The following is a 23199-nucleotide window of genomic DNA, read 5'->3' on the forward strand; positions in this document are numbered from 1 at the left end:
GATCTTGCGCTGATCCATGCGTGGAAGGGCGATACGGAAGGAAATCTGATCTACCGCAAGACGGCGCGGAATTTCAATCCGATCATGGCGACCGCCGCGCGCGTAACGGTTGCTGAAGTCGAGAACCTTGTGCCTGCTGGTGATCTCGACCCTGACGCAATCCACACGCCGGGGATCTTCGTCAAGAGAATGGTCGTCGTCACTGACAGCACAAAGCGAATCGAACAAAGGACCGTTAGAACACAAACGAAAGAGGTCGTCTGAATGGCTTGGACACGAGAACAGATGGCCGCGCGCGCCGCACGTGAGTTGGAAGACGGTTTCTACGTCAATCTTGGCATCGGTATTCCGACCCTTGTCGCCAATTACATTCCCAAAAACATCGAGGTCACGCTTCAAAGCGAAAACGGCATGCTGGGAATGGGTCCCTTCCCGTTCGATGGTGAAGAAGATGCTGACTTGATCAACGCGGGCAAGCAGACGATCACACAATTACCGAAAACCAGTTTCTTCTCGTCAGCGGATAGCTTTGCGATGATCCGCGGGGGGCATATTGATCTGTCGATTTTGGGTGCGATGCAAGTTTCGTTGAGCGGGGATCTCGCCAACTGGATGGTTCCCGGTAAAATGGTAAAGGGCATGGGCGGTGCGATGGACCTTGTGGCTGGCGTGAAAAGGGTCGTCGTCGTCATGGAACATATCGCGAAGGGCGAACCCAAATTGCTCAAGGAGTGCTCCCTCCCGCTGACCGGACGGCGGGTCACTGACATGGTCATCACTGATCTCGGTGTATTCAATGTTGCACGCCACGGAGAGCCCAGATTGACCCTCATCGAATTGGCGGAAAATGTTTCTGTTGATGAAGTAAGGTCCAAGACAGAAGCTCCATTCACTGTGAAACTCACTCAAGGTGCCAGCGCACATGTCTAAGCCTTCCATCGTTATAGCCAGCGCCGGCCGCACAGCGGTGGGCTCGTTCAATGGCGTCTTCGCCACCGTTGCTGCACACGAGCTTGGGGCAGCAGTCGTCAAGGGCGTGCTGGAACGGGCGAACGTGGATGCCGCCGAGGTCGATGAGGTCATACTCGGTCAGGTGCTACCAGCAGGCGCGGGGCAGAACCCGGCTCGACAAGCGGCGCTAAATGCCGGTGTGCCTAAGGAGGCAACTGCATTGGGTATCAACCAGCTCTGCGGATCCGGGCTGCGCGCGGTGGCGCTCGGCATGCAGCAGATTGCGCTTGGCGACGCAAAGATCGTCGTCGCCGGAGGCCAGGAGTCGATGTCAATGGCGCCGCATGCCGCGCAGATGCGCGGCGGCACCAAGATGGGCGACATGAAGATGATCGACACGATGATCAAAGACGGGTTGACCGACGCCTTCTACGGCTACCACATGGGGGTTACGGCTGAAAACATCGCGCGTCAGTGGCATCTTTCGCGAGACGATCAGGATTTGTTTGCCGTGGCTTCGCAAAACAAGGCGGAAGCGGCGCAAAAGGCCGGGCGCTTCGCCAACGAAATCATTGCCTACGTCATCCGGGGCCGCAAAGATGACCTTACCGTCGATGCTGACGAATACATCCGCCACGGCGCCACCATGGAGGCAATGGCAAAGCTCCGCCCCGCCTTCGACAAGGAGGGTACGGTGACAGCAGCTAACGCGTCTGGGCTCAACGACGGAGCGGCTGCGGCCCTTCTGATGACTGAAGCAGAGGCTTCGCGTCGCGGCATACAGCCGCTGGGGCGTATTGTCTCCTGGGCGACAGCGGGCGTCGATCCGCAGATCATGGGCACGGGACCGATCCCAGCCTCGCAAAAGGCGCTGGAGAAGGCCGGTTGGTCGGTCGGCGATCTCGATCTGGTCGAAGCCAACGAAGCCTTCGCTGCGCAGGCCTTGGCCGTCAACCGCGACCTCGGCTGGGATCCCGCCATCGTCAACGTCAACGGAGGGGCGATTGCCGTCGGCCATCCTATCGGGGCGTCCGGCGCGCGCATTCTCAACACGCTGCTGTTCGAGATGAAGCGCCGCAATGCCAGAAAAGGACTTGCGACCTTATGCATCGGCGGTGGTATGGGCGTTGCAATGTGCTTCGAGGCTCTGCAATGAGCATCAGTAAGCTCTCCAGTGTGTCGTTGCTATCTAAAGGTAATCCTGTGGTCGATGAATCGATTGCAAGGTGATGAATGATGATACGAGCATTGAGCGATGATCTTCGATTGAGTGTGAAAGCTTTCATTGGAGATCGTGTATATGCTTAGTTGTGTTTTTACATGAGCACCCCTGCAAAGCTATTGCAGGTCATTCTGAGCGCCTATTTTAGCAACTAAGTTTAAATTGACACCACAAAGAGAGAAAACTGCTCGGAATCAGGCAACCGTCAGAAGCGCGACGCCACATTTTCTCCACCCTCAATCTTCGACCACACCAAAAGACATCGGTATTAAGCAAAATGCAGACCATAGCTCTCACCAAAAAGAGAAAGAATTTTCTCTCGGCAGCATTTTGCCTCTGAAGAGGAGCAATTTATGAAATTTGAAGAGCCCGAATGGCTGGAGAAATTACTTACGGATATCCATGCTGCTCCTGCCGTTTCAGACGCCCTCCTGATCTTTCAACAAGCCTACAATCTCGATTTCGTGACGTATCATCTGGCACTGACCGTCGCAGATGTGGTCGACACTCCCTATGTTCAGACGACGTATGGAGCCGCGTGGGTGTCCCGATACCTCCTCTGCGGATATGTTAAGGTTGACCCCATTCTGCGCGACGGTCTTATCCGGCAAATCGCTTTTGACTGGCGTGAAGTTGAAATACCCTCCTCGGCTCATGACTTCCTTATCGATGCCGAGAAACATGGTATCGGCGCCAACGGTTACTCAATCCCCATTGTTGACAAGAAGCGGCGCGCGCTTTTCTCCGTGAACTCCAGGAGGCCGGGAGACGAATGGAGCAAAATTGTTAATCGGTTTCGCCAAGAGTGGCTGGATCTTGGTTTCGTTATCCATAGGAAAGCGGTCTTCGAACTGCATGGCGAGCACGATCCCGTCCCCCAGCTCAGTAATCGTGAAATCGAATGCCTCCATTGGAGTGCGCTCGGCATGCACAGCAACGAGATTGCCGAAATCCTGGGGCTCTCCGAACATACGACACAAGCCTACTTGACGAGTGCCCGCCACAAGCTCGGAGCGGCAACCACAACCTCAGCCACCGCGCTTGCAATTCAGCTTCGCCTGATCAATCCCTATGGCAATACCCCGAATTAGGGGGACCCTTTTCCGGAGATTTATTACGCGTGGGAAAGGCAGCATGCTTCGATTGATCAAACGATGGAGGCAAACATGTATCTTCTTGTTCAGGCTCACGAATACCGCAAACATATCAACCTGCTCGATCAATCGTTCCGGCTTAGAAAGAAGGTCTTTGCTGACCACCTCGGCTGGAATGTATCAGTGTCTGGCGCCTATGAACGGGATCGCTACGACGATCTTCACCCGGCCTATCTAATTTGGTGCGATGACGGCCTGGAGAAGCTCTACGGATCGATCCGGCTCATGCCGACTACAGGCCCCACACTCTTATATGACGTCTTTCGCAAAACATTCCCCGAAGCCTGCGACCTCGCTGCCCCAGGCATCTGGGAAGGAACCCGCATGTGCGTCGACGAGGAGGCGATTGCGTGCAAATTTCCCCACATGCGTCCAGATCGCGCTTTTTGCCTGCTCCTCCTTGCGCTGTGTGAAGTGGCCCTCGACAACGGCATTGATACTCTCATCTCGAACTATGAACCGTACATGCGAAGGTACTACGAACGTTCTGGGGCAGAGTTCGATGAGCTCGGTCGAGCTGATGGCTACGGCAGGTTTCCGGTATGCTGCGGAGCCTTTGAGGTTTCGCAGCGCGTCCGCGCCCGAATGCGATTGAACTTGCAGGTTTCCGGACCTCTGTATGCAGGCCGCTCATTTTCCGAGCGTAAGGTTGGCACGTCAGCCCTCATTACTACTTGAACCCTAGACTGCGGCAACCAAACTAGGCTGAAGCGGCCAGTACAACGTATTAAGACGTTAACATGGCAAAGCTTGGCCTACAGCTTTGAGCATCTGCTAATGAATAACAATGGCAGCACATTCCGAAGAATCGGCTCCAAGGGCCTCGTCATTTTCGAACGAGATGGGACGCTGTTGCGGCGCAACATTCCGCACCGAGATATCAGGCTTGGAGACATCAGCAACGAGTTTGTTCAAACGCTGCAGCAGCTGCGGCGGATGAGCGTTCGGTTTGGATTTGTTTCGGACGGAAGAGGAATGAATTACGGCTCCCACGGTAAATCAGAATTCGCGGCTTTAACACTTCGGCTCGACGAGTTGTTGCGGATACGTGGCGCTTTGCCGGATTTCTGGATGGCATGGGGTATTCATCCGCAACCAATCGAAAAGTCGGTGAGGGCTGAAGCGAAGCGACGAAGTAGAGACATGGCCGGGTTGATCCCCGGAATGATCCTACGGGCCATTGAGTGGTATGGTGTCGATCACAAGGAGACCATATTTGTCAACGGCACCAGCGAAAGTCAGCTTGTCATATCCAAAACGAACCCCTCAGGTATTCAGTATTCTGACGAGCAGAGCGATACCATTTTCTCCGGATCAAAAGGAACAGACCGACAATCTTCTTCTACGAGCGAAACTATCCACGCCCATGACCTTATTGCCGAGATTGAAAGAATATTGGCAGTAAGGCATCTCCGGTGAAGCTGCTCAAGAGCAGTTTGGCTGACGGATGTGGTTTCAGCGGCTGCGATCTCGATCCCTTTCATGGGGCGGGCGAAGCTTGATCGATTTCTGCGCTTCGCGCGTGCGTTGTTGGGTCTTCTCACGATCGCGATCGGCTTCCGGCCTGTCGTGCTCGGCGTTGGACCGGGCAATGCGCGTTTGATCGATCGCACGGTTGTTCGAGCTCTTGTTTACGACACCTTGCTCTACAACGTGATCTCGACCGGCCGCCGACTTCGTCGCCAAACTATCCAGCATGCTTTTATCTTTGCCGACTCCACCGCGATCGCGGTTTTTGGCCACACGTGAGTCGAGCTGGAGCCCAACGACCTTCCCAATGATCTTCGTCGCCTGTTCGAAGATCAGTCGATCGGAGGGGTTGGCGATCTTCGTGGCCAGACTCACCGCCGTGTTCGCCATTGTCTCCTTAGCAGCCTTCGCCTGGGCAGCGCTGATTGGTGTGGATCTCAGCATGTGCTCTTCTCCTTTCTCGTTTGTTAGGTCACGACCGGCACGGACAGCTGTCTCAAGCCGCCGGTATTCACGTTGGAGCCCTATAGACAGGTCCTGGCTAAGTTCGCGCGCCGTGCTTGGAGCGGATCGGTCCTTTGCTATCCCGTCCAGCATCTTCAGAATGAGCCCGACTGAGCGCCGGCTCTGATCGAGCCGCTTTTGAGCATCCTGCAATCTGGGAGAAGTCGGTGTATCTCGAATCTTCGCCAGGACTTTGTCGACGACGTTGCTCGGGGCCGTGGCTCCCATCCGCCGGAACATCTCCCATTCCCAGCGCTTCACCGGAGGCGGGCCGGCCCGCTCGAGACGCTTTTGACGATCGATCGGGATGCCACGTTCCCGCGCCTTGTCAGCGAAGCGGAGACGCCATTCGGTAAAATCGCGGATGTTCGGATTGAGCATCTTGCCGGTCGAATTCCGCAGCGCGACGATCACATGGATGTGTGGATGCTTGTCGAGATCGTTGCGATTGTGGACTGCATAGGCATAGCGGTGCCCTGAAAATTGCTCTCTCAGGAAATCACGGCCAGCATCAATCAGCTTTTCGCGATCGACATTGGCCGGTCCTGACAACAGCAGGTGCATGAAATCACGCGGCTGACGGGTTTGCATGAGGGCGCCCACGATCTTCCCGTGCGCTGTCAGCTGCTTGTGATCCGCAGTGGTGATTTCGCGCCGCTCAGCGCCGTGGAGGTAACGTCCGCTCCTGCCAGGACGCTCCTCGACATGCGTCGTCGTCGAAAGCGTTACCTCCGCGCCCCTGCGCTGCATGGCGTGCAGCGTCGCCGATAGCCCTTTCGGGCCTGACGAGAACTCGGCCGGGTAACGCGAGATCGGTGTGAGCCTCTCTTTCCGGAAAGCTTGATCCAGGCGTGCATCGATCGCATGCGCCACATCGAGCTCTCCTGGAATGCGATTGCCGGTACTTCGATCCGACCTGTCCTTCTTTTCATGGGCAATAACGAGTGCGAAGTGCAATCTTGTCTGGCCGTTCACTCCATCGCTCACACTGAAAGCGTAGGTCCGGCTGGTGTCGCCAGCTTCATGAAAGCCGTCGGCGGCGAGCGAAGCAAGCGCGCGGGCAACGCCTTCCCGATCGGTTTTCTCAAGCTCATAGCTCAGACGCAGAACGTCGCTGCTTCCCTTTCGGTTGCCGAAATCCCTTTCCCATGAACGCACCGCTTCGTTCAGATCCGATACTTCGCGACCGTCCTGATCCTGAGCCTTTTCTTCCTTGCTCTGGTAGGCAAGCACGTTACGGGCGGAACCAGCACCGGCACCATAGGAAAGGATCTTGACCACCACAGCATTGTTGCCCGCGGCCCGGCTGATCGCCGAGGCCGCGCCGGCATGCTTAGTCGACGGTCGCTTGCTCTGGCCGGTTGGTGATCGTTTTCCTCCCCCGCCGCCGCCACGTCGGCGCAGATCGTCGTCGATCAAATCAAAATAGCTCGGCAGTCGCCGACCTTCAGTTCTAGACTTCGAGGGATTTCTGGAGGCCTCGTTCATCGTGTTTCCTGATGAGCTCGACAATGTAAGACGACGGCCGAACAAAGGCCGCATTGCGGACGGCGTCGATGGCCCCCATCACCTCATCCAGCTTCTGTGCAATCAATATGGTGCCCTCGGCGTGTCCGACCTCTTGCGCTAGAAATGCCTCATTGCGCCAGGCAAGTTCGCGGAGAAACTGATGCATGTTCGCCATTTGCCGATCATGTTCCTCGAGCATTGCGGGAACGTGCATGATCTCCCTGGTGACGATCAGCTTGGCGACGATGTTGACGGAGACGTCGAGCCGCCCGGCGAGAGCGTCGACATTCCTCAAAACGTGATCCGGTAGGCGAAACATGACGGGCGGCTGTCGCATGCGATCTACAGCCCCCTCGCCTTCAGCGCCTCCAGGATAAGCCTGTGCGTCGCCGACGACAGTTGCTCATGGCTCTCCAACGAAACCCGGAAAATCTTCGTCAACACGTCGTCTTCGAGATAGAGCGATATCCGTTTTCGTTTGCTGGACACGCCATCCGCCTTGGCGGGCGCCGGCGCCACAGGCCGCTCCTTGCGTTCTTGCTTGGCTTGCCTGTGGGGCTTAGGCACATCGGCCTCAGAACACGCTGTTTCCTCTCCTGGTGCATCACCTTCGGGCATGAGTGTGTCTAGGTCGATGCTCGTCGGCATATACGATGTCGCGGCCTCCTCCACGTCCTTCACCTGCTCTTCACGGGATCGGGCAAGGGCGAGAATGTTTCCGGCAGGCGTTCTTTCCCTCGACATCGTTTAGGCGGCCTCCGCCTGCAGAAGTCCGATGAACTCGTTGTTGATCCTCTTCACCAGATCGATAGTGTCGAGCACGCTTTCTGACGCCCGCCGTTTGGCCGACGGCGTCAACGAGGGATTGTCCACAATACCTGCAAGCTTGGAGTAGAGGGAACCATAACCCGCCCCGACATCGCTGAAATGGTTGCTCTTGCGGATGACTGTCTCGACCATCGGAATCCGGCCGCTCGCCAGGATGGCATGAACCTCGGGAAGGGATCGATTATGTTTGAGGGCAATCATGTCCACGTAGTTCCAGATCGCCGCGTAGGGGATCGGCCCACGATCCCGCTTCCGGCCTATCTCCGTCAAAATTGTAGCGACTTTGATTGCCGATGTTGCAGCCGTCGGCTCAGGAATGACCGGAATGAGGATTGCATCGCACTCGTGGTAAACCTCGATCGCACGTTGATGCACATAACCGCCGACATCATAGATCCGGATATCTGCCTCCGGAGCCTTGTCGAGTCGCTCACGGAATCTGTCTCCCGGCGCTACGCGCAAATGTAACAATGTTCCGTCGGTCGGTAACAGCCCCCGCTTCATGGAAACATTAAACCAGCGCGTCGACGATTCCTGCTCGTCGCAATCGATCAGAAGCGTCCTGTGACCTTGCTGGGCGAACTCCGCAGCAAGATTGACATTCAGGGTCGACTTTCCGGCCCCGCCTTTGAAGGTCGATATGGCGAGCGAGAGAGGTTTGACTGTCATTGGATTTCTCACCCTTTGAGCCGAAGCCGATGTCACGATCAACCGATCCCGCCCACACGTTCGGATGCGGAAGATCGAAATCCATCCGATTCGGCTAGTTGCCTTCGCTCCCCACCTGACACGAGGGAAACGCTTTCTCTTATCGGTCGCGAAGCTTTGCTCTTACTTCTTCCTGCAGTCGGGCTGCGACCACGCCCTCCTGAAACCGCCTCATGTCGCGCTCACGTAACGCCTCGACAATCGGATCTCCGCCCGGCCAAAACCGAAGGATCGGCAGAATGAGCAGCAAGAACGCGGCGATTGTCGCCGCCTTGAACCATGCCGATCGATCATAAAGATCAGAAGCCCACGCCCAGATGTTCCCGGTCGCTTCAAGCGGCAGAAAAGCATAGGAAACCGTCAGGACGATCCAGTAGCCGACGAAGGCGGCAACCAGAATGCATGCCGCGGACACCAGCAAAAAACACGCAATCTGGATCAACAACCAAACAGCACGGAATGGAAGAGTGAAGACCGTGAGTGCTTTCCGATACATCGCCATCCTATCGTCCCCGCATACCAATCGAACGTCAAAACAACCTTACCTCAGTTTTCAAACCTTTTCCATACTTGCACTACAGTACAATTTCGTGCATGTTCAAAAAAGTCAACAGGTGACGGATGCGAACATGAAGAATGGCGCATGGCGATCGTCTCGCCACCTCATTTATGGCCTTTTTGGTGCTCTGATCTTGCTGCTGGAGACAAGCTGAGTCCACTTAACTTCTGAGTGGGTCATGACGCACAGGACTCCGCTGGTCGTGCAACACCTACCACGAGCGTGGAGGAGCTCGGTCGCTCCATGGTCCGGTATGCGGAGTGCTTTTTTATGAACGGAGATGCGGTGTAGTCGGTGTCCCAAGTGCTGATTAGCAAAGGACCGGCATTCACCTTTCGCAACCGTGCTGGCCGGATGAAAGCGTCAGCTCGAAAATGCACTGATGCAGATCGGAGCCTTGATGCTTATCTCCGCGATTGCAGCTTCTGGCTTCACTACCAGCGCCCTCTTGCATTGGCTTTCCTCGCCCCTTGCGCCGTTCTTGACAAATTGCCGCTATGTCATCTTCGGCTCGTCCGGCCTGAGGTTGATCATCGACCGACTGCTTCGTCCCCTCGCGCTTTATGATCGGGCTGCGGGAGACATATGTCAGGCATTTCGTCAGTGTGGCCTTTGCCGTCCAGCTCGTTGGTGCGGCCGTTCCGCCCGTTATCATTATCACCGCGAAGCGTCATGCCCAGCTATAACCCTTCTTATTTCACCGATCAGGTTACGGATCATACGTAGATCATCCAGTCAGGAGTAGCAGTTGATATCTCTGCAAGAAGGGCGATGGCGCCATCAGCATATTCGAGGCGGAGACCATCACTGCTGTCCGCATAAGAGATCCGGCTTGACCCATTTGAAAGGTGGTCGATCCCGAGCTCAAAATCCGTGATCAGGGTGGTGTTGCCGTCGCCGGAAACATAGAATCGGTCCGCGCCCAGGCCACCTGTTGCGACATTGAAACCCGTTTCGCCATCCAGAACGTCGTCCCCATCTCCTCCAAACAAAAAGTCGTCCCCATCTCCTCCGAACAAGTAATCCCTGCCGGCATCGCCCCAAATGTGGTCGTCGCCTTCGTCTCCGGACAGATCATCGTTGCCGTCGCCGCCTTCTAGATTATCGTTTCCTGCGTCGGCATAAAGATTGTCATTTCCCTCGTCACCCTGCAGAGTGTCATTGCCTTCACCTCCGTACAGGTCATCGGCGCCGAGCCCGCCGATCAGCACGTCATCGCCGGATTGGCCCCAAAGACTGTCATTGCCGTCTCGGCCTTCGATCTGGTCATCACCCAAACCGCCTTGAAGATTGTTTGCCACGGCAGAACCGAGAATGGTATCACTGCCCTCTCCACCTACGATGTTCTCAATTCCAGTCGCCGTGATGTCTCTGATGCCCAGAATACGGCCGTCTTCCAGGTCCACGTGCAGTTGCTCGACAGCATCGTTGAGATAGACGGTGTCAGTTCCCGCGCCGGCGTCAATGCTTTCGATGTCTTGCGCCGCAAGCGAGCCATAAAACGCAAAACTGTCGTCCTGGCTCGTGCCGACAATGCTCTCAACCGAACGAAGCGAACCAAAATTAAAACCCGAAAATACGGCAGTCGAACCCGTTTCCGCTTGGACCTGAATTCCCTCAGTCAATTGAGAGAAGTCCGCCACGTCTTCGCCGCTGCTTCCATGCATGAAGTCACCCTCCAAAGCGGTGACAATAAATGTGTCGTTATCCGCGCCTCCATCGAAATAGTCGCCGTGTCCTTGGACTGTAATTGTATCAGCACCACCCAGCCCCATCAGAAGCACTTGCGTTTCCGCCGGAATTGCCGCGTTGATGGAAAGTTGATCGGCGGAATGTGTACCGAGGATGAGATAGGAATCCTCGATCTGGTTGGGGAAGACGGCTGGTGATCCCGTCGCCAGCAAAGACTGGAAAACAGGCTCAGTCATGATGGAAGCCCACTCGCTCGCAAGCGTATCGTCCTGGAACATAGAATAGAACCACATGTCGCCGAGTAGCGCTGCCCCATAACCGTGCTGGTACAGAGTCGCATCGGAAAGCATCTGATCCCACGTGCCTGGTCCAAACGTCTCAACCGGCGCATAGGCTGTCCAAGCGTTGATCGACACACCGTCGCCAGCTGTAACGGTTCCTCCCAAGGTCGAAAATACCGCTTGATGGTACTCTCGAATGGCAAAATATCCCAAATCCGCGGTCACTTCTTCGCCGTTTATGATAGTCGTCGGCGCCGCGAGTCTGGCCGTGATATCCGCATGCATCAAAGCATCCCCTATCGCAGCCCACTGGCTCGAGGAGACGGAGACACCCTCTCTTTCTGCTACTGCCATGAAATATGAGTTGGCAACGCGGCCACTAATCTGATCGTCCAGAACGACACCTAAGGCGAGAGAGCCGTAAGCGATCCCGAATTCTGCGAGCTTCGTATAATAGGCTACGCGTGCGCCACTCTGGCCGCTGTTAGCAATGGAAGACAATTCTGCTAATTGCGCCTGCGTCAGATTTACAGCCATTACCGTTCCTCAAATTGATGGATGAAGTTCTGTGCCTTTGCTCGAATGTCTTTAAAATCACGGACAAACTGACGGCCGAATCTGACCTGCCAGCGTTGAGCGCCCTCGTTGAAGTAGTATGCGCAGGACGCGTGAGGAAAAACCGCCGGCTTCGGCTGGCCGCAGACCAAGAACCCCTCTGGTAGGACGGTCCTGTCCTGATCGGGCAGAAAGACTTCATCGCCGGATGCCATCGTCAAAACGGTGAGGTCCGGTTCGATCCTGTGAGTTGAGACAATGACATATTGTTTGGCTGGCACGCGTGGCGTCCCGTCGTACAGCCGGCCCCACATTGTCGATATCGATTCCCCTAGGCTCTCGGTCACCAAAATCTGCAGGTGATCGTCCCAACCCGGCTGGGTATATTGCCAAGGTCCCCAATCCGGTAGGGAAGCCTCGACATAAAGACCGCCCTTGGAGGCGCTTGCTCGATAGTCCGCTGGGACAACATAATTGATCCCCCCGACTTCGCCGCTGGCCGCCCTTCTCTGAAGCGCATAGCCGCTTTCGAGAGGCACGATGAGGAAAGCCGCCAACAGTAGAGCTGCGGTTGTCTTGTTGATTGAGGAAACCACTCGCATGCTCCGCCCGTCCTCACAAACCAGGTTATCGTTTTCCCTAAATCGTTTCGGATTTTACACGCCAATCCGCCCGTCATCTTCATCGTAGTCCGCAGCGTCTGGCTGCGATGAGCTCGTCGTTGTAGCGTACCATCTCCTGCTCACGTGCCGCTTCTGAAATCGGATCCCTCCCCCGGCAGCAACCACGCAGCAAGGAAGGGAAGAGTGAAGGCTATGAGCGCCCTTTGATACATCGCCATCTTCTTGTCTCCACATGCGAACTGAGCTTCTGATCAAGCTTACCTCGATCTTCAAAACTTTTCCATACTTGCACTACAGTACAATTTCGTGCATGTTCAAAAAAGTCAACAGGTGACGGATGCGAACATGAAGAATGGCGCATGGCGATCGTCTCGCCACCTCATTTACAGCCTTTTGGGTACCCTGGTCTCGTTGCCCGGGACAGTCAGGGCGGATGCGGCTGGGGAGTTCGTCAACTACTACCAGCAGGGCTATGTACAGGGGCGGGACCTGATCCCCGCGTCGCCAACACCATTCGACACGTCCTCGATCACAACGCGACTTGATCTTGAAAGTGTCACCCCAAAAGCGGCGTTGAGCGGCAGCGCGTTTCTCGCGGCGGATGGAACGATCATTAAACTCGCGGGGCTACAGGGCTGCCTTTCGACCGAGCCACTCGAATATGCTGGCGTCAGAGCCACCTGTGCCATGATCTCGCTTGCCGCGATGACGGCGACCATCGGCGAGATACAGGATGTCGGCGGACCTGCAATTCCTTGTCATGAGCTCGGGCGGACGTCAGGCGAGCCGACGGTTCGATATGCGGAATGCTTTTTCATGGACGGAGACACGGTGCGATCACTTTCTGAGGTGCTGATCAGCAAAGGAGTGGCGTTTGCTTTCCGTGATCGGACTGGCCAGCCCATCTTCCCGGAATATGCTCGGGCGGAACAAGGCGCGCGAGGAACGAAAGCCGGTATCTGGGCCAGCACCCATTTCCTCCATCCTTACGGTGAGCGTTACCGCGCCAATCCGACAATGCACTGATGCGGATCGGAACTTTGATGCTTATTTCCACGATCGCAGTCTCCGGCTTCTACGCAGGCTTCGTCGTAATGCCGATGCTTACCGGCGGCGAGTTAACACACATGCAGCCTTCCAGGTTGCCGGTCGTTCCCGTTCAGGCATCGCAAGCTGACGCTCCTCCCACGGAAGACGCGGCGCTTCCGCCATCTTCCGCATTCACACCATTCCCGACGCATGCGCAGTTTGAGACCGGCGATAGCTGGGTCTCAAACGGACGACGGTACCGGCTCTATGGTCTACAATCATGCCTGCGCGGGACTACCGTTGCCGTATCTCCCGGGACCTCGCGCGACTGCGGTGAACTCAATTTGATCATGATGCAGGCGTTGGTCAGGGACACAAAGCCGGTCTGCGCCACCATTCAGATGGTTGACCAGAACAATGCCGTGGTCGCATGCCAGACGACGGTAGGCGAGCACCGATATGATCTTGCGACCTACGTTATCGCGCAAGGATGGGGATTTGCCGCAGTCGACAGCACCGGTCAGGTGATTGTTCCCGGATATAGGGTCGCTGAGGAAAGCGCCCGCGCCGCGCGCGCGGGTCTTTGGGACTATCCAGATATGCCGCACCCCGTCTCTGTTCTGATGCAACAAGCCGGAGTGTCGCGATGAAGCTTGCCACCATCTCGACGATTGTCCTCGCCCTCATCCCGACAGGGACGCTGGCGCAAGCCCGCCCATCCGACGTTCCCCGTCAGATATACGGCAAGGTTCAGATCATTGATGGCACCACATTCGAGTTCGTCAAAACGCGTCAGCTTATCCGTCTGGCTGGATATGAAGCCCCCAGACTGGCGCAGAACGCAACGACCGAAGGTGTGACATGGCCTGTCGGTCAGGTCTCGCGTGCCTGGATGATCCTTCGCACCCTCGGCCAGGACGTCAACTGCGCGCCTATAGGTCGCGACAGCAACAAGAACCTGATCGCGCATTGTTTTGTTGGTGAGACAAATCTGGCAGCGACGGCAATCGCGGAAGGGATCGGCTACGCCTTCAACTATCGCAATGAACCCCAGGTCCCTGCCTATTTCGATATTGAAAGAAGGGCAAGAGGGCTTGGTTTCGGCATCTGGTCGTCGCCTGACCTGTCTCCTCCCTGGCTCTACAATGCATCGCCAGAGCCTGGTGATCTGTCCGATGGCCCCGCGTCAGCCACAGAAGAGGGGCTTCCTCTGCCCCTGCCCGTCACTCCCGACAAAGCACTGTCGTTCACGCAGGTGCACGGAGGTTAAATGAAACGCCCTTTCGAAACTTCGACCATTATTGCCATTCTACTGGCTGTTTCTCCGGTTGCCGCCAGCTCGCAGGACGGCGCCACCCAAACGCAGATTGAACAACGCGATCCGGACTTTTGCGGTGCGGGCGGCGCTGGTTGCGATTCGGCAGACGTGCAGCAATGGAAGGCGGTTGGCAACAGGCTTGCAGACCTGTCTTCGGCCGACCTTAGCCAATACGCCTACGCCTGCGCCAAGCATCGCGAATGGAAATCGGAGTGCGAAACCAATCCGATCGCGATCCTGAAACGCCTCGGGATCGAAGGATATTGAGGTTGCCGATGAAGAAGCTCGACTACGGATCGCTTGTCGCCGCCGGCATTGCTTTCGTCGTGGGATCTGCCGGCGGGTACACGATCAACGCGTTTGAACGCGCCGACAGGATAGCGGAGCTTGAACAGGAGGTCGCGCGCCTTGAGAGTGAGCTTCAACGGCAGCTGACGTTTGATGTTCCCGACGACAGGCAAGCGAGTGCCGCGATCGCCAAATCGGGCCGCACGATCCGCATCTCGGAATGCAAACCCCGTCAGACCGCGCCCGGTGTCACCTGTACCGGCATTATCACAACGACAAGCGGTTCCTTTGCGGGTACGACGCAGCCCGGCACTCTGTCATTTGCAAAGATCGACGGCACCTGGGTGCAGATCCAATAGGTCACTCAAAGGAGATGGACGGTGAAAGCGATCATGTTCTTGGCCGCCGGCTTGATAGGCACGTTTTCGGCGGTGCCAGCAAAAGCACAGGACGCCGAATGGGGATGTCAGGTTCTGCTGTGTGCAGCATCGAAAAACCCATCCTGGCATGGCGTCCCCTATTGCGTTCCCCCCATGCGAAAACTCATCACCCTCATGTCCAAGCCCGGCTTCTCCTGGCCGATTTGCCGTCAGGCCAATTCCGGTAAGCCGGGCCACGAAACCTACGAGGATTGCCCCGCGGGAACGACTGTCGGCTACTCATCGTCAGGCGGCGACAACAATTGGCGGGGCGAACCCGACCAGTGCATCAAAACGGTCAATGTCTGCGGGACCTCGGGCCACTACTTCAACAGCAATCGGGATGGCGAAAGCTGCATCCAGCAAATAGCCACTCCGCGCCCGCGGCGCGCGGATCCCTACTATTTCGATGTTCCAAACGAGGACGGGGTAAAAGAGAGGTTCTGGTTCAACCTGAACCACTAGCGCTCACTGGTCGGTGTCGGCAGATTTCTGTTTCTTGCGGCGGGCTTTCCAGACCGCTACCCGAGGGAGGTCGGCTTCGGTGATCTTGAGCAAATCCTCAATGACGACATTCCACTCACGCTGCATCTTGTCGAGCGTCGATAGCTTGACGTCCCGCATGGCACGCGTCACCTGCGATATATATGCTTCGTGCACGCCCAGCTGCTCGGCCAGATCCCGATTTGTCAACTTGCGCTCGGACTTCAACCGTTCAAGGCCAATGGCAAGCCTCTCCTGGAACGACAGGGCGTCGAGTGTCGAAATGTCGACGGCCTCGACAGGGGGGGTGCGTTTCAGACGAGGCATCGGCCACCATCCCCGGACAGGACCGCACGTACGCAGCGACAGACGCGCATACCGACAAGGTGACGGCAAGGCGCGCCATGGCGGCGCATTGGAAATATCCTTGAAACTCTTTTGCTCATCCGTCACCCATCGACTGCAAACCACACCGCCCGAGCGTAAACCAATTGTTGTCCATATTTCAAACGGAGCAGTTCACAAGCTTGTTATGCTTCCTACACCGGCCCTATTCGCCCATGCAAGTGGAGCTGCTCGGTCCGCAGGACCGGAGGAAGACCTGCATCAAGTTGGTCTGCAGAATTCATGCGGATAGTTTTCAGAAACGGCCCCGCTCACAGTCTGGCAGAGCTTACCGAGGAAGAAGCCGCAGCATTGCGCGCCTGGTACGGCGACGTTGCTTCCAATGCCGATAAGGCAATCGCTCTCGCTGTGATCCGGCAAGCCAAGGTGATGAACGGCTGGATCGAGTGCGACTGTCTCGTCGGCCGGGTCCAGCCACTACTTGCCCCGATCCGGCAGGAGCATACCTATACGCTGCGACGACTGACATCAAAGAACGAGGACCCTCTTCGACATGAAGAGCGGCCAAATCATACAAGCATCTGCCCGTTTCACGTGGATAAGGACGCCACGCCGGCGCTCATCGACCGTAGCTATCACATTCGGCCTCTCCGAAAAACTGATCGGAGTTACATCGATGCATTGCCGGCCATTCCAGACCGCCTTGCTGACGTCGCAGACCACGACATCAACCGCTCGACCGAACGCAATGACAGGCCGTCCCGGCTCGGCGGCATCCTGTGGCGCCTGCTTGATGACGCTGGCATGAATGTGGTTCCACCACTGCAGGATGACTACGATCCTTCGCTTCGAAATCAGCTGTCAGAGCTGCGCGCCGCCGCCAGGCACCTTCGTGTCTTGAGAACATGGTCTCTCAACGCCTTGCTGTCGACGTGGGCGGCCGACTACTGGGCATCAGGCAGCCGCTGGCAACGCCTGCTCGAAACCTCACGTCCAGACTGGCCCGGAACGCTTCGCCGAACCGGCTTCATGCTGCTTTTTGCGAAAAGCGTTTCCGCGCAGGCAATCATGCCCGTCTCGTCCTCTCGTCCAATCGAGGTGCTTGGGAAAGTGCGACAACCCTTGCGCGGCGACCCGGCACATCGAGGCCCCTTCCTCGGCTTGCTTAACGTGGACTTCGGCGACGACGACGAGGGGCCAGCGCGGGCTGTCCAGGCCTACGCCCAGCCGGTCTACAATGGCGACACGCTGTTTCCGGTGGAATCCGGTTTCGAAAGAGATGTGTGCCATCTCCTGTTCTGGCTTCAGCGATCCTTGTTCGAGGGCATTCCCGATCTCCGCATCAAGATTACCAAACCGCTCTTTGCGTCAGAAACGCCGCTTGGACCTTGTCGTCCGGATTTCATTCTGGAAGCAACCTACAAGGAACATAGGCCCGCAACTTTGATCGTCGAGGCGTTCGGCATGGAAACGGATGAGTATCGCGACGCCAAGGACAAAACCGTCCCCCGCATGAAGCACCTCGGGCCGATTTTCAGTATCTTTCCCGAGCATTTAACGGAGGCAAATGCGCAAGCAACAGCGAAGCGCCTGCAAGGTTGGGTGATCGACAAGGTCCGGCACGTTTGAAGAGACAATAGCCTATGGAAATAGGAACACCTCCCTGACTTAACCCAGATGTGGGACGCTGGGCATGAAAGCGTTATCGACCGAGTATGCTGTAAAGGAAAGCTAGCCAACGGCCCTTGGCTGTCAGGCGCCATCCTGACGATTCACGAGCCCACTGTTCATTGATTCTTGCGGCCTTTCGGAATGGGAATGGGCTATGGGTTTCCAAGAACATTTCGTAGGTTTTTGCTCTCCATCCAGGAATCTCTTCATATATGGTTTCGTCGAAGACGATGTCGCCCACCGAAAACTCAACGATGCCGGTAGGCGATCTATTGAGGACGACCCACTCGCCCGGCTCTACTGCGAACCTGTCTGCATGGGTTCCTTGTTCACGGCTCGCGATCATATTGCTGAAATACAGAACATCAGACGCAGGTATGGTTCGCTGTATCATGATTGGATAATGTGGATAGCCACCATCATCTCCCCATGAGTTGATAATATCCATTTCAAACCGAATCGTCTGTCGGCCGGTTTCATGGGCTGCTCGCTTCAACCGCATGATGGTCTGAGCATAACTTTCACCAGCCGTGGGACGATCGCGAAGCTCGCGCACCATCCGTTTCAGGTTTACGGCAGCAATATCTTTATCTCGCAACAGCGACTGCGTGTGCTTGTAAATTCTTAGAAGTTCGTCGCTGATTGCCTCTATCCTCTGAGGTGTCAGTGTCTTCACGATCTCGATGATAACTTTCTCTTTGTCGCTAGATGGAGCCTGCTCCAAAATCCTGTCAGCAAAAAAGGGAAAACGATGAATGTTAAGCGCTCGCTGCACGAAAAACGTGAGAAAGGCATAGCCTATCCCTTTTGTCCACGTGAACCCCTGAACTGGCCTGCTCGCCAGGCCGTCACCATATGTGATACAGGCGTAGAGAAGATCATCTTTTATATGGAAAAGCCGATCCTGCATTTCCCGGACAGGAAACAAGATGTCTTGCCTCGTTCTTTCGCTGAAGCTCTGCGTGTCGCGACATGGCTGCGGCGAGGCTGGGGAGCGCTTATCAATTGTTGTCACGTCTGGTTTCCGTACGATCAAGGTCGCTCTGGAAATCAACCTCACGACAATAATCCGCGTATTCCGAGTTCGAGATTAGAGGCTAGCCTCAGGTGTGAAGCACTGTCAATCGCGGATCTACTCTTACTTCGACCTCATCTAGCTCGGCTGCCAAGCCAGCGCGTATCCAAGTAAAACCTTATGGGCGCATTGTGGTTGCGAGGGCAGGCTTCCACTGCTGGCATAAGACCAGCTGGCTCTTGGGTTTCCTCGGCTCTGGCGAAGTGGAGAATACCGAACAGCTCGCCGCGTAGGGAGGCGTGAACCCCCGCGCATGGCCCCCGGCGTGAGGACAGTTTCCCCAATGAGGCTACGCAGCGCCTCCGCCGCCTGCCTGCCGCTGTCCGGGTCGCTGAGAACGTCGGAAAGGTGCTCGACGCGGCGACGGTAAAGGTCGGAAAGGTTCGGGTGAATGTCGGGCATGTCCGCAGGCGCTTGCGCAAGGCGGGGCGTGATTTCGGCTTTCAGGCCTTCCAGATCGTCCATGCGGGCTTTCATGGAAGGCTGATACATTCCATCCTCGATGGCGGAAGTAATCCCGGCGATGGCCTTCTCAATTTTCGCAACTGCCTTTTGGTCGGTGGTGGCCTGTGCGCGACGGTAACGGTTGAGCCGGTTCATTTCTTCCGTATAAGCCTTGACGGCCTCGGCAACCGCTTCACTGGAAACAAGCCGCTCTTTCAGACCTGTCAAAACGCGGACCTCGATCTTGTCGGGGGTGATGGAGCGGCCATTGTCGCAGGTGAGAAGGCCGGAAAGAAGATGTACCGGCCTGTTCGCCAGATGGACACACTTCATGCGGCCTTCCAGCGTGTTGGCCGGGTTCGGCCCGAAGATTTCCGATATTTGCTTTTGCCGTGCGCGGGCGGCGTTCCATAGCTCATCATCTACGATGCGCAGATGCGGCACCTCGGTCCTGATCCACTGGCTTTCAGGATCGAGGCGCGACAAGCGCTTGCCGGTGGACGGGTCCTTGATGAACCGCAGGCGGTTCCAGACAAGCACGCCCGCATATAGCTCGTTGTTGACGATTCCGGTTCCCCGGCTCGCGTGGCCGCGAATACTGGTGTCTCCCCACGCGCGACCGAGCGGACCGGGAATGCCTTCCCGGTTCAGGTCCTCGGCGATTGACTTCGGGCTCTTGCCCGATGCAAATTCGCGGAAGATGCGGCGGATGGTGTCGGCTTCTTCGGGAATGATTTCCCGGTCACCCCGGATCGGTTCGCCAGCGGCGTCAAACTTCTTGACGACCTTGTAGCCATAGCAAAGTCCGCCGCCCGCCTTGCCCTTTTCCACGCGCCCGCGAAGGCCGCGATGCGTCTTCATGGCGAGGTCTTTCAGGAACAGCGCGTTCATCGTGCCTTTCAGGTTTCGCTGATCTCACCCTCGGCCAATGTGACGATGGTGACGCCTGCGAATTTCAGATCCTTCATTCGGCAATGCACTGCGTCTGCGTGGTTTCGTTGCGGCTGGCGCTGCCTGCCAGCGCAGGCCCCGCCTTTCCTGCCTCACAAGCCCCCGCCGGGACGGAGCCGGCCGGTCAAGGCTGGCGCGGCACGCGCCACCGCGTAAGCGGTTTGGCCTTGAGGGGGCGGCTTCGTTCCGGCCCGCTCCATCAGGCAATAAGGCTCCTCCACCTTCAAAATCAAATCATTCGCTCATGGAGAAAGAACCCGAACAGAGCTTTCACGATAAGGACTCACGAATACATCGCCGTTGCAAGGAAATTTTAACCATCATCGCTGCCTATAAGAACGCGCGGTTTGTACAGCGTCCGCGCTCATTTCTTATCAAGAGCCGCTCAAGCGGTTTGCCCTCGCAGTCCATGTGTGCCTGACTTTGAAGACCTCTGATATTACCAGAATCCTTCTACTGTGCCTGATCGTTAGCCTGTCCACCACATGTGCAACCCTGATGGCGGCGATGATCGCTGAACAGGCGAACTGGATCGATATATTCGATTTCGACGTGAAGATTTCCCCCAATTTGGTCAATAAAGTCTGAATCCAAGCGTGACGGCGGGCTTGAACAAGCGTATGGGGAACTGGGGGGCGTTCTGGTTACGTTGGTTCATGCGGACACTCGAGTCGATCCTCACACTGATTGTTGTTTTCCTACCAATCTACGCTTTCTTCAAATGGGTTAACCATGACGCGCGAAGAGCCGGCACGACATCGAACCGAAATATCCAACACAAAGCGCCGACCTTATACACCTCAACTCACGGCGTGCGCCCTTTGACGGATGGAAAACCGTCGGAACCTTCTGTTCCAATCTTGCAGAAGCCTCCGGCCCCGCGACGTTTGTCTGCCATGCACACGCGCTATCGGCGGCACGGATAAAATTTCCCAATAACAGTTCCCACCAACCTGCTACCCTCGACATTAATTTCGCCCCAAACGTCCCTCTTCATCCGGCGGCTCATAAAAGCTGCCAACCACGTTTATGTTTTGACACAAGACCAAATTCGCGTACTGGTGGTCCAATCTCTCGATCTGATTGCATTTTATTCCAGAAGCGAAAATGCCGATATTCTGCCAAAACTTCAGACAGCCAAAGCCTATCTCCGCGCTGTTGCCCGATCACAGCACCCCATCCACTCCGCCGACGCAAAACGTGCCTTCATGAAAGCTGCCGAGACAATCCGGCAAGTGAGAATGGCGAACTTGAAGAGCCCGGAAGATCGATAGCAGTGCGAGCATGCACTTTATCGGCGTTTACCTGAACTGCTTTAATCATCTTCCGCTGCGTTTGCCTCCCGGTTATCATTGGCGGCAGTCCGGGAAGCAAATTCCTCGCGCGCGATCTGCCGACCGATCAATTGGGCGATGGACATCACCATCGCGTCCAACTGATCGGAAACGTCAGTACTAGCATCGACCTTCGTAACTGCCTGCTGCCTGTTGTCGTTCGCAGGCTTCCTTTTAGATGCTTTCGTCTCGGGGCTCCAATTACTATCGTCCGTCATCGCCCTGCCCCTTTGGTCTCCCAAAAGACGGGGTTAGCCACCCAGCGGTTGATGTCGGATTCGCGCCAGCCTGCACCGTTAACGCTGATCTTGATCTGGGCAGGAAAGGTGCCGTCAGCGATCTTGCGGTAGATGGTGGACCGGGATAGCCCGGTACGGAAACGGACGGTATTCAGGCGTATGATACGGTCTGGTTCGGGCATGGCAGCATTGCCTCGTGCTGGTTGTTTCTGACTGCCCCTGAATCAGTCAGGGCAAGAAATTATCCAATTGCAAGAAGTATTTAGCTGTCGTCGTACTGCGGCGTACAAAGAGCGGTAAAAAGGCGTGGTGTTCGGAGGCGTCCCGACCTATGTTGATAGTAAGCGCGGCTTTCTTTGAACGGCAGATCAAGGTGTCCACCTTGAAGGGGTACCCCTTTTTTTGGTCCATGGGCGAGGACGAGACCAGCATGTACATGCAGGAAGTCGCACTCGAACTATGAGATGGTCGCCATGACTTTTATCCGGGCTTCAGATAAATACATCTCATCGGCAGATCAGGGATGGAAGATGACTCTCGACAAGCTTTTTTATTGCGCCCGGATTCTGAAGACCCGGCCTATCCGGGCCAACGGTTCTATTGTTGGCACTGCGCCCTCATGGAAGGAGTGCTGGCGTCGTTTCCAGAGTTGGCGAGACGGCTCGATGTAGAGCGGATCGAATGGTCCCGGCCGAGGATTCCGGTCGTGGAACTGGTTGGCGAAGAAAGTCAATCGTTGCCGTTGTTGCTATTGGCAGCAGGGGAAACATCACCCCACCAGACCGGCACCTATCAGGGTCGCGCGTTCATTGCCGACAAAGACAAGATTCTGGCGGCCTTGAATCAAAGGCATGGTTTCCCCCTCCCGCATCCGTAAGATGTTGCAGGTTTTGGGAAATTTCGCGACGATATCCTTGAGTATTGGAGTTCTCTGCACTTGTTGAAGCTGGACCACCTCACCGTTATTGCCCCCACGCTGGCTGAGGGTAGCCACAATCACCGGCTTCAGCTCGGAAATTCCGTCTATCTGGAAATTGTGGCGCTCGATCCCGAAGGGATAGAGCCAGATCGGGCGCGCTGCTTCGGCCTCGACAATCAGGAACAGGGTTAGAGCGGATTGGGACGCAGGTCGCCGGTTGCGCGGGTGGGTCGCCAACACCGATGCAATGGACGCCATTGTTTCAACCCATGGCGCGATCTTCGGTGACAAGGTTCCCCTGCCGACCGTGGATCCGACATTCGCTTTCACCGTCCCCAAAAATGGCTCACTTCCCTTAAATGGCGCTGCTCCTTCGATCATCGACCACCAAGGTGACGCTAGCTATATCGCCTCCATTCCCGATCTCGGCGCGCGCCTTCAATCGTTCACCCTTGAGCATCCCGACCCCATTGGCATTGCGGCCTTGTATCGGGAACTTGCCATAGAGAATTCGCCTGTGATCGCCCAAGGTCCCGAAAACCGGTACCGGGCGCTTGTTGAAACGCAAACTGGATTGAAGGAACTCACGTGATAGCCCGGTAGATGATGGAAACGCAGCACACTTAGC

The 23199-nt window shown here is 56.2% G+C and carries 28 protein-coding genes; 16 read left to right on the forward strand and 12 right to left on the reverse strand.

Translation table 11 applies throughout. The features are described 5' to 3' along the window. The 6 genes from FG152_RS16820 to FG152_RS16845 form a co-directional block, all read left to right on the forward strand. Positions 1-264: CoA transferase subunit A (locus tag FG152_RS16820; RefSeq protein ID WP_498987220.1), on the forward strand; the 264-nt coding region annotated here is incomplete at its 5' end. After that, positions 265-930, forward strand: a complete 666-nt coding sequence (locus FG152_RS16825) for a 3-oxoacid CoA-transferase subunit B (RefSeq protein ID WP_498987223.1) — start codon at positions 265-267, stop codon at positions 928-930. It abuts the gene before it with no gap. After that, positions 923-2107 carry an acetyl-CoA C-acetyltransferase gene (locus tag FG152_RS16830; RefSeq protein WP_498987225.1) on the forward strand — a complete coding sequence of 395 codons (1185 nt, stop codon included), beginning with the start codon at positions 923-925 and terminating at the stop codon, positions 2105-2107. Before FG152_RS16825 ends, FG152_RS16830 begins: the two co-directional genes overlap by 8 nt. A gap of 419 nt (positions 2108-2526) precedes the next feature. Then, a complete protein-coding gene (locus FG152_RS16835; RefSeq protein ID WP_498987226.1) occupies positions 2527-3264 on the forward strand; it encodes a LuxR family transcriptional regulator in 738 nt (245 codons plus the stop codon). 75 nt (positions 3265-3339) lie between these two features. After that, positions 3340-4005, forward strand: a complete 666-nt coding sequence (locus FG152_RS16840) for an acyl-homoserine-lactone synthase (protein WP_498987229.1) — start codon at positions 3340-3342, stop codon at positions 4003-4005. A gap of 99 nt (positions 4006-4104) precedes the next feature. Further along, the gene (locus tag FG152_RS16845; RefSeq protein WP_498987232.1) at positions 4105-4746 is read left to right on the forward strand and encodes a hypothetical protein; all 642 of its coding nucleotides are present in this window, start codon (positions 4105-4107) and stop codon (positions 4744-4746) included. Between the two features lie 36 nt (positions 4747-4782). On the opposite strand, the gene FG152_RS16850 is transcribed toward FG152_RS16845, so the two are convergent. The 7 genes from FG152_RS16850 to FG152_RS16880 form a co-directional block, all read right to left on the reverse strand. After that, entirely contained in the window at positions 4783-6789 is a 2007-nt protein-coding gene (locus FG152_RS16850; RefSeq protein ID WP_498987234.1) for a relaxase/mobilization nuclease domain-containing protein, read from the reverse strand. Further along, positions 6755-7147 (reverse strand): hypothetical protein, encoded by a 393-nt coding sequence (locus FG152_RS16855; protein WP_498987237.1) that lies wholly within the window; start codon positions 7145-7147, stop codon positions 6755-6757. The genes FG152_RS16850 and FG152_RS16855 overlap by 35 nt, the downstream gene beginning before the upstream one ends. 5 nt (positions 7148-7152) lie before the next feature. Continuing rightward, entirely contained in the window at positions 7153-7554 is a 402-nt protein-coding gene (locus tag FG152_RS16860; RefSeq protein ID WP_498987239.1) for a hypothetical protein, read from the reverse strand. A 3-nt stretch (positions 7555-7557) separates the two neighbouring features. Beyond that, on the reverse strand, positions 7558-8307 hold the full coding sequence (locus FG152_RS16865; protein ID WP_498987241.1) for a ParA family protein: 750 nt from the start codon (positions 8305-8307) through the stop codon (positions 7558-7560). Between the two features lie 139 nt (positions 8308-8446). Continuing rightward, positions 8447-8761 carry a hypothetical protein gene (locus FG152_RS16870; protein WP_498987243.1) on the reverse strand — a complete coding sequence of 105 codons (315 nt, stop codon included), beginning with the start codon at positions 8759-8761 and terminating at the stop codon, positions 8447-8449. Between the two features lie 860 nt (positions 8762-9621). Beyond that, positions 9622-11415 carry a calcium-binding protein gene (locus tag FG152_RS16875; protein ID WP_498987245.1) on the reverse strand — a complete coding sequence of 598 codons (1794 nt, stop codon included), beginning with the start codon at positions 11413-11415 and terminating at the stop codon, positions 9622-9624. Continuing rightward, positions 11415-12035, reverse strand: coding sequence for a hypothetical protein (locus FG152_RS16880; protein ID WP_498987248.1), 621 nt, complete (start codon positions 12033-12035; stop codon positions 11415-11417). Before FG152_RS16880 ends, FG152_RS16875 begins: the two co-directional genes overlap by 1 nt. Before the next feature lie 366 nt (positions 12036-12401). Between FG152_RS16880 and FG152_RS16885 the strand changes: the two genes are divergently transcribed. From FG152_RS16885 to FG152_RS16910, 6 genes are read left to right on the forward strand one after another with little or no spacing between them, the layout of a single operon-like run. Then, a complete protein-coding gene (locus FG152_RS16885) occupies positions 12402-13082 on the forward strand; it encodes a thermonuclease family protein (RefSeq protein ID WP_498987250.1) in 681 nt (226 codons plus the stop codon). 17 nt (positions 13083-13099) lie between these two features. Next, a complete protein-coding gene (locus FG152_RS16890) occupies positions 13100-13735 on the forward strand; it encodes a thermonuclease family protein (protein ID WP_498987253.1) in 636 nt (211 codons plus the stop codon). Then, positions 13732-14355 (forward strand): thermonuclease family protein, encoded by a 624-nt coding sequence (locus FG152_RS16895; protein WP_498987256.1) that lies wholly within the window; start codon positions 13732-13734, stop codon positions 14353-14355. The genes FG152_RS16890 and FG152_RS16895 overlap by 4 nt, the downstream gene beginning before the upstream one ends. Further along, positions 14356-14670: a hypothetical protein gene (locus FG152_RS16900; protein ID WP_498987258.1), complete on the forward strand. Its 315-nt coding sequence runs from the start codon at positions 14356-14358 to the stop codon at positions 14668-14670. A gap of 8 nt (positions 14671-14678) precedes the next feature. Continuing rightward, positions 14679-15050 carry a hypothetical protein gene (locus tag FG152_RS16905; RefSeq protein ID WP_498987260.1) on the forward strand — a complete coding sequence of 124 codons (372 nt, stop codon included), beginning with the start codon at positions 14679-14681 and terminating at the stop codon, positions 15048-15050. A 33-nt stretch (positions 15051-15083) separates the two neighbouring features. Beyond that, on the forward strand, positions 15084-15575 hold the full coding sequence (locus FG152_RS16910; protein WP_498987838.1) for a hypothetical protein: 492 nt from the start codon (positions 15084-15086) through the stop codon (positions 15573-15575). A gap of 3 nt (positions 15576-15578) precedes the next feature. Here FG152_RS16910 and FG152_RS16915 read toward each other — a convergent pair whose 3' ends face one another. Beyond that, positions 15579-15920, reverse strand: a complete 342-nt coding sequence (locus tag FG152_RS16915) for a helix-turn-helix domain-containing protein (protein WP_498987261.1) — start codon at positions 15918-15920, stop codon at positions 15579-15581. A 300-nt stretch (positions 15921-16220) separates the two neighbouring features. Between FG152_RS16915 and FG152_RS16920 the strand changes: the two genes are divergently transcribed. After that, positions 16221-17567, forward strand: a complete 1347-nt coding sequence (locus FG152_RS16920; protein WP_498987264.1) for a DUF8535 domain-containing protein — start codon at positions 16221-16223, stop codon at positions 17565-17567. Positions 17568-17640: 73 nt separating this feature from the next. Here the strand turns inward: FG152_RS16920 and FG152_RS16925 are convergent, their stop codons facing one another. The 4 genes from FG152_RS16925 to FG152_RS16940 form a co-directional block, all read right to left on the reverse strand. After that, positions 17641-18624 (reverse strand): hypothetical protein, encoded by a 984-nt coding sequence (locus FG152_RS16925; RefSeq protein WP_498987265.1) that lies wholly within the window; start codon positions 18622-18624, stop codon positions 17641-17643. A 138-nt stretch (positions 18625-18762) separates the two neighbouring features. After that, positions 18763-20019, reverse strand: a complete 1257-nt coding sequence (locus FG152_RS16930) for a recombinase family protein (protein ID WP_498987268.1) — start codon at positions 20017-20019, stop codon at positions 18763-18765. 1375 nt (positions 20020-21394) lie between these two features. Then, the gene (locus FG152_RS16935) at positions 21395-21631 is read right to left on the reverse strand and encodes a hypothetical protein (protein ID WP_498987270.1); all 237 of its coding nucleotides are present in this window, start codon (positions 21629-21631) and stop codon (positions 21395-21397) included. Continuing rightward, positions 21628-21834, reverse strand: coding sequence for a helix-turn-helix transcriptional regulator (locus FG152_RS16940; RefSeq protein ID WP_498987273.1), 207 nt, complete (start codon positions 21832-21834; stop codon positions 21628-21630). Before FG152_RS16940 ends, FG152_RS16935 begins: the two co-directional genes overlap by 4 nt. A 341-nt stretch (positions 21835-22175) precedes the next feature. Here FG152_RS16940 and FG152_RS16945 point away from each other — a divergent pair, with 341 nt between their 5' ends. From FG152_RS16945 to FG152_RS16955, 3 genes are read left to right on the forward strand one after another with little or no spacing between them, the layout of a single operon-like run. Continuing rightward, complete coding sequence (locus FG152_RS16945; protein WP_498987275.1) at positions 22176-22529, forward strand: DUF3088 domain-containing protein; 354 nt, start codon at positions 22176-22178, stop codon at positions 22527-22529. A 60-nt stretch (positions 22530-22589) separates the two neighbouring features. Next, entirely contained in the window at positions 22590-22763 is a 174-nt protein-coding gene (locus tag FG152_RS16950) for a VOC family protein (protein ID WP_498987278.1), read from the forward strand. 25 nt (positions 22764-22788) lie between these two features. Further along, positions 22789-23163: a VOC family protein gene (locus tag FG152_RS16955; protein ID WP_498987280.1), complete on the forward strand. Its 375-nt coding sequence runs from the start codon at positions 22789-22791 to the stop codon at positions 23161-23163. Positions 23164-23199 lie beyond the last annotated feature (36 nt).

The sequence above is a fragment of the Ochrobactrum sp. XJ1 genome (assembly GCF_024701725.1).
In the GTDB taxonomy this organism is placed as follows: domain Bacteria; phylum Pseudomonadota; class Alphaproteobacteria; order Rhizobiales; family Rhizobiaceae; genus Brucella; species Brucella anthropi.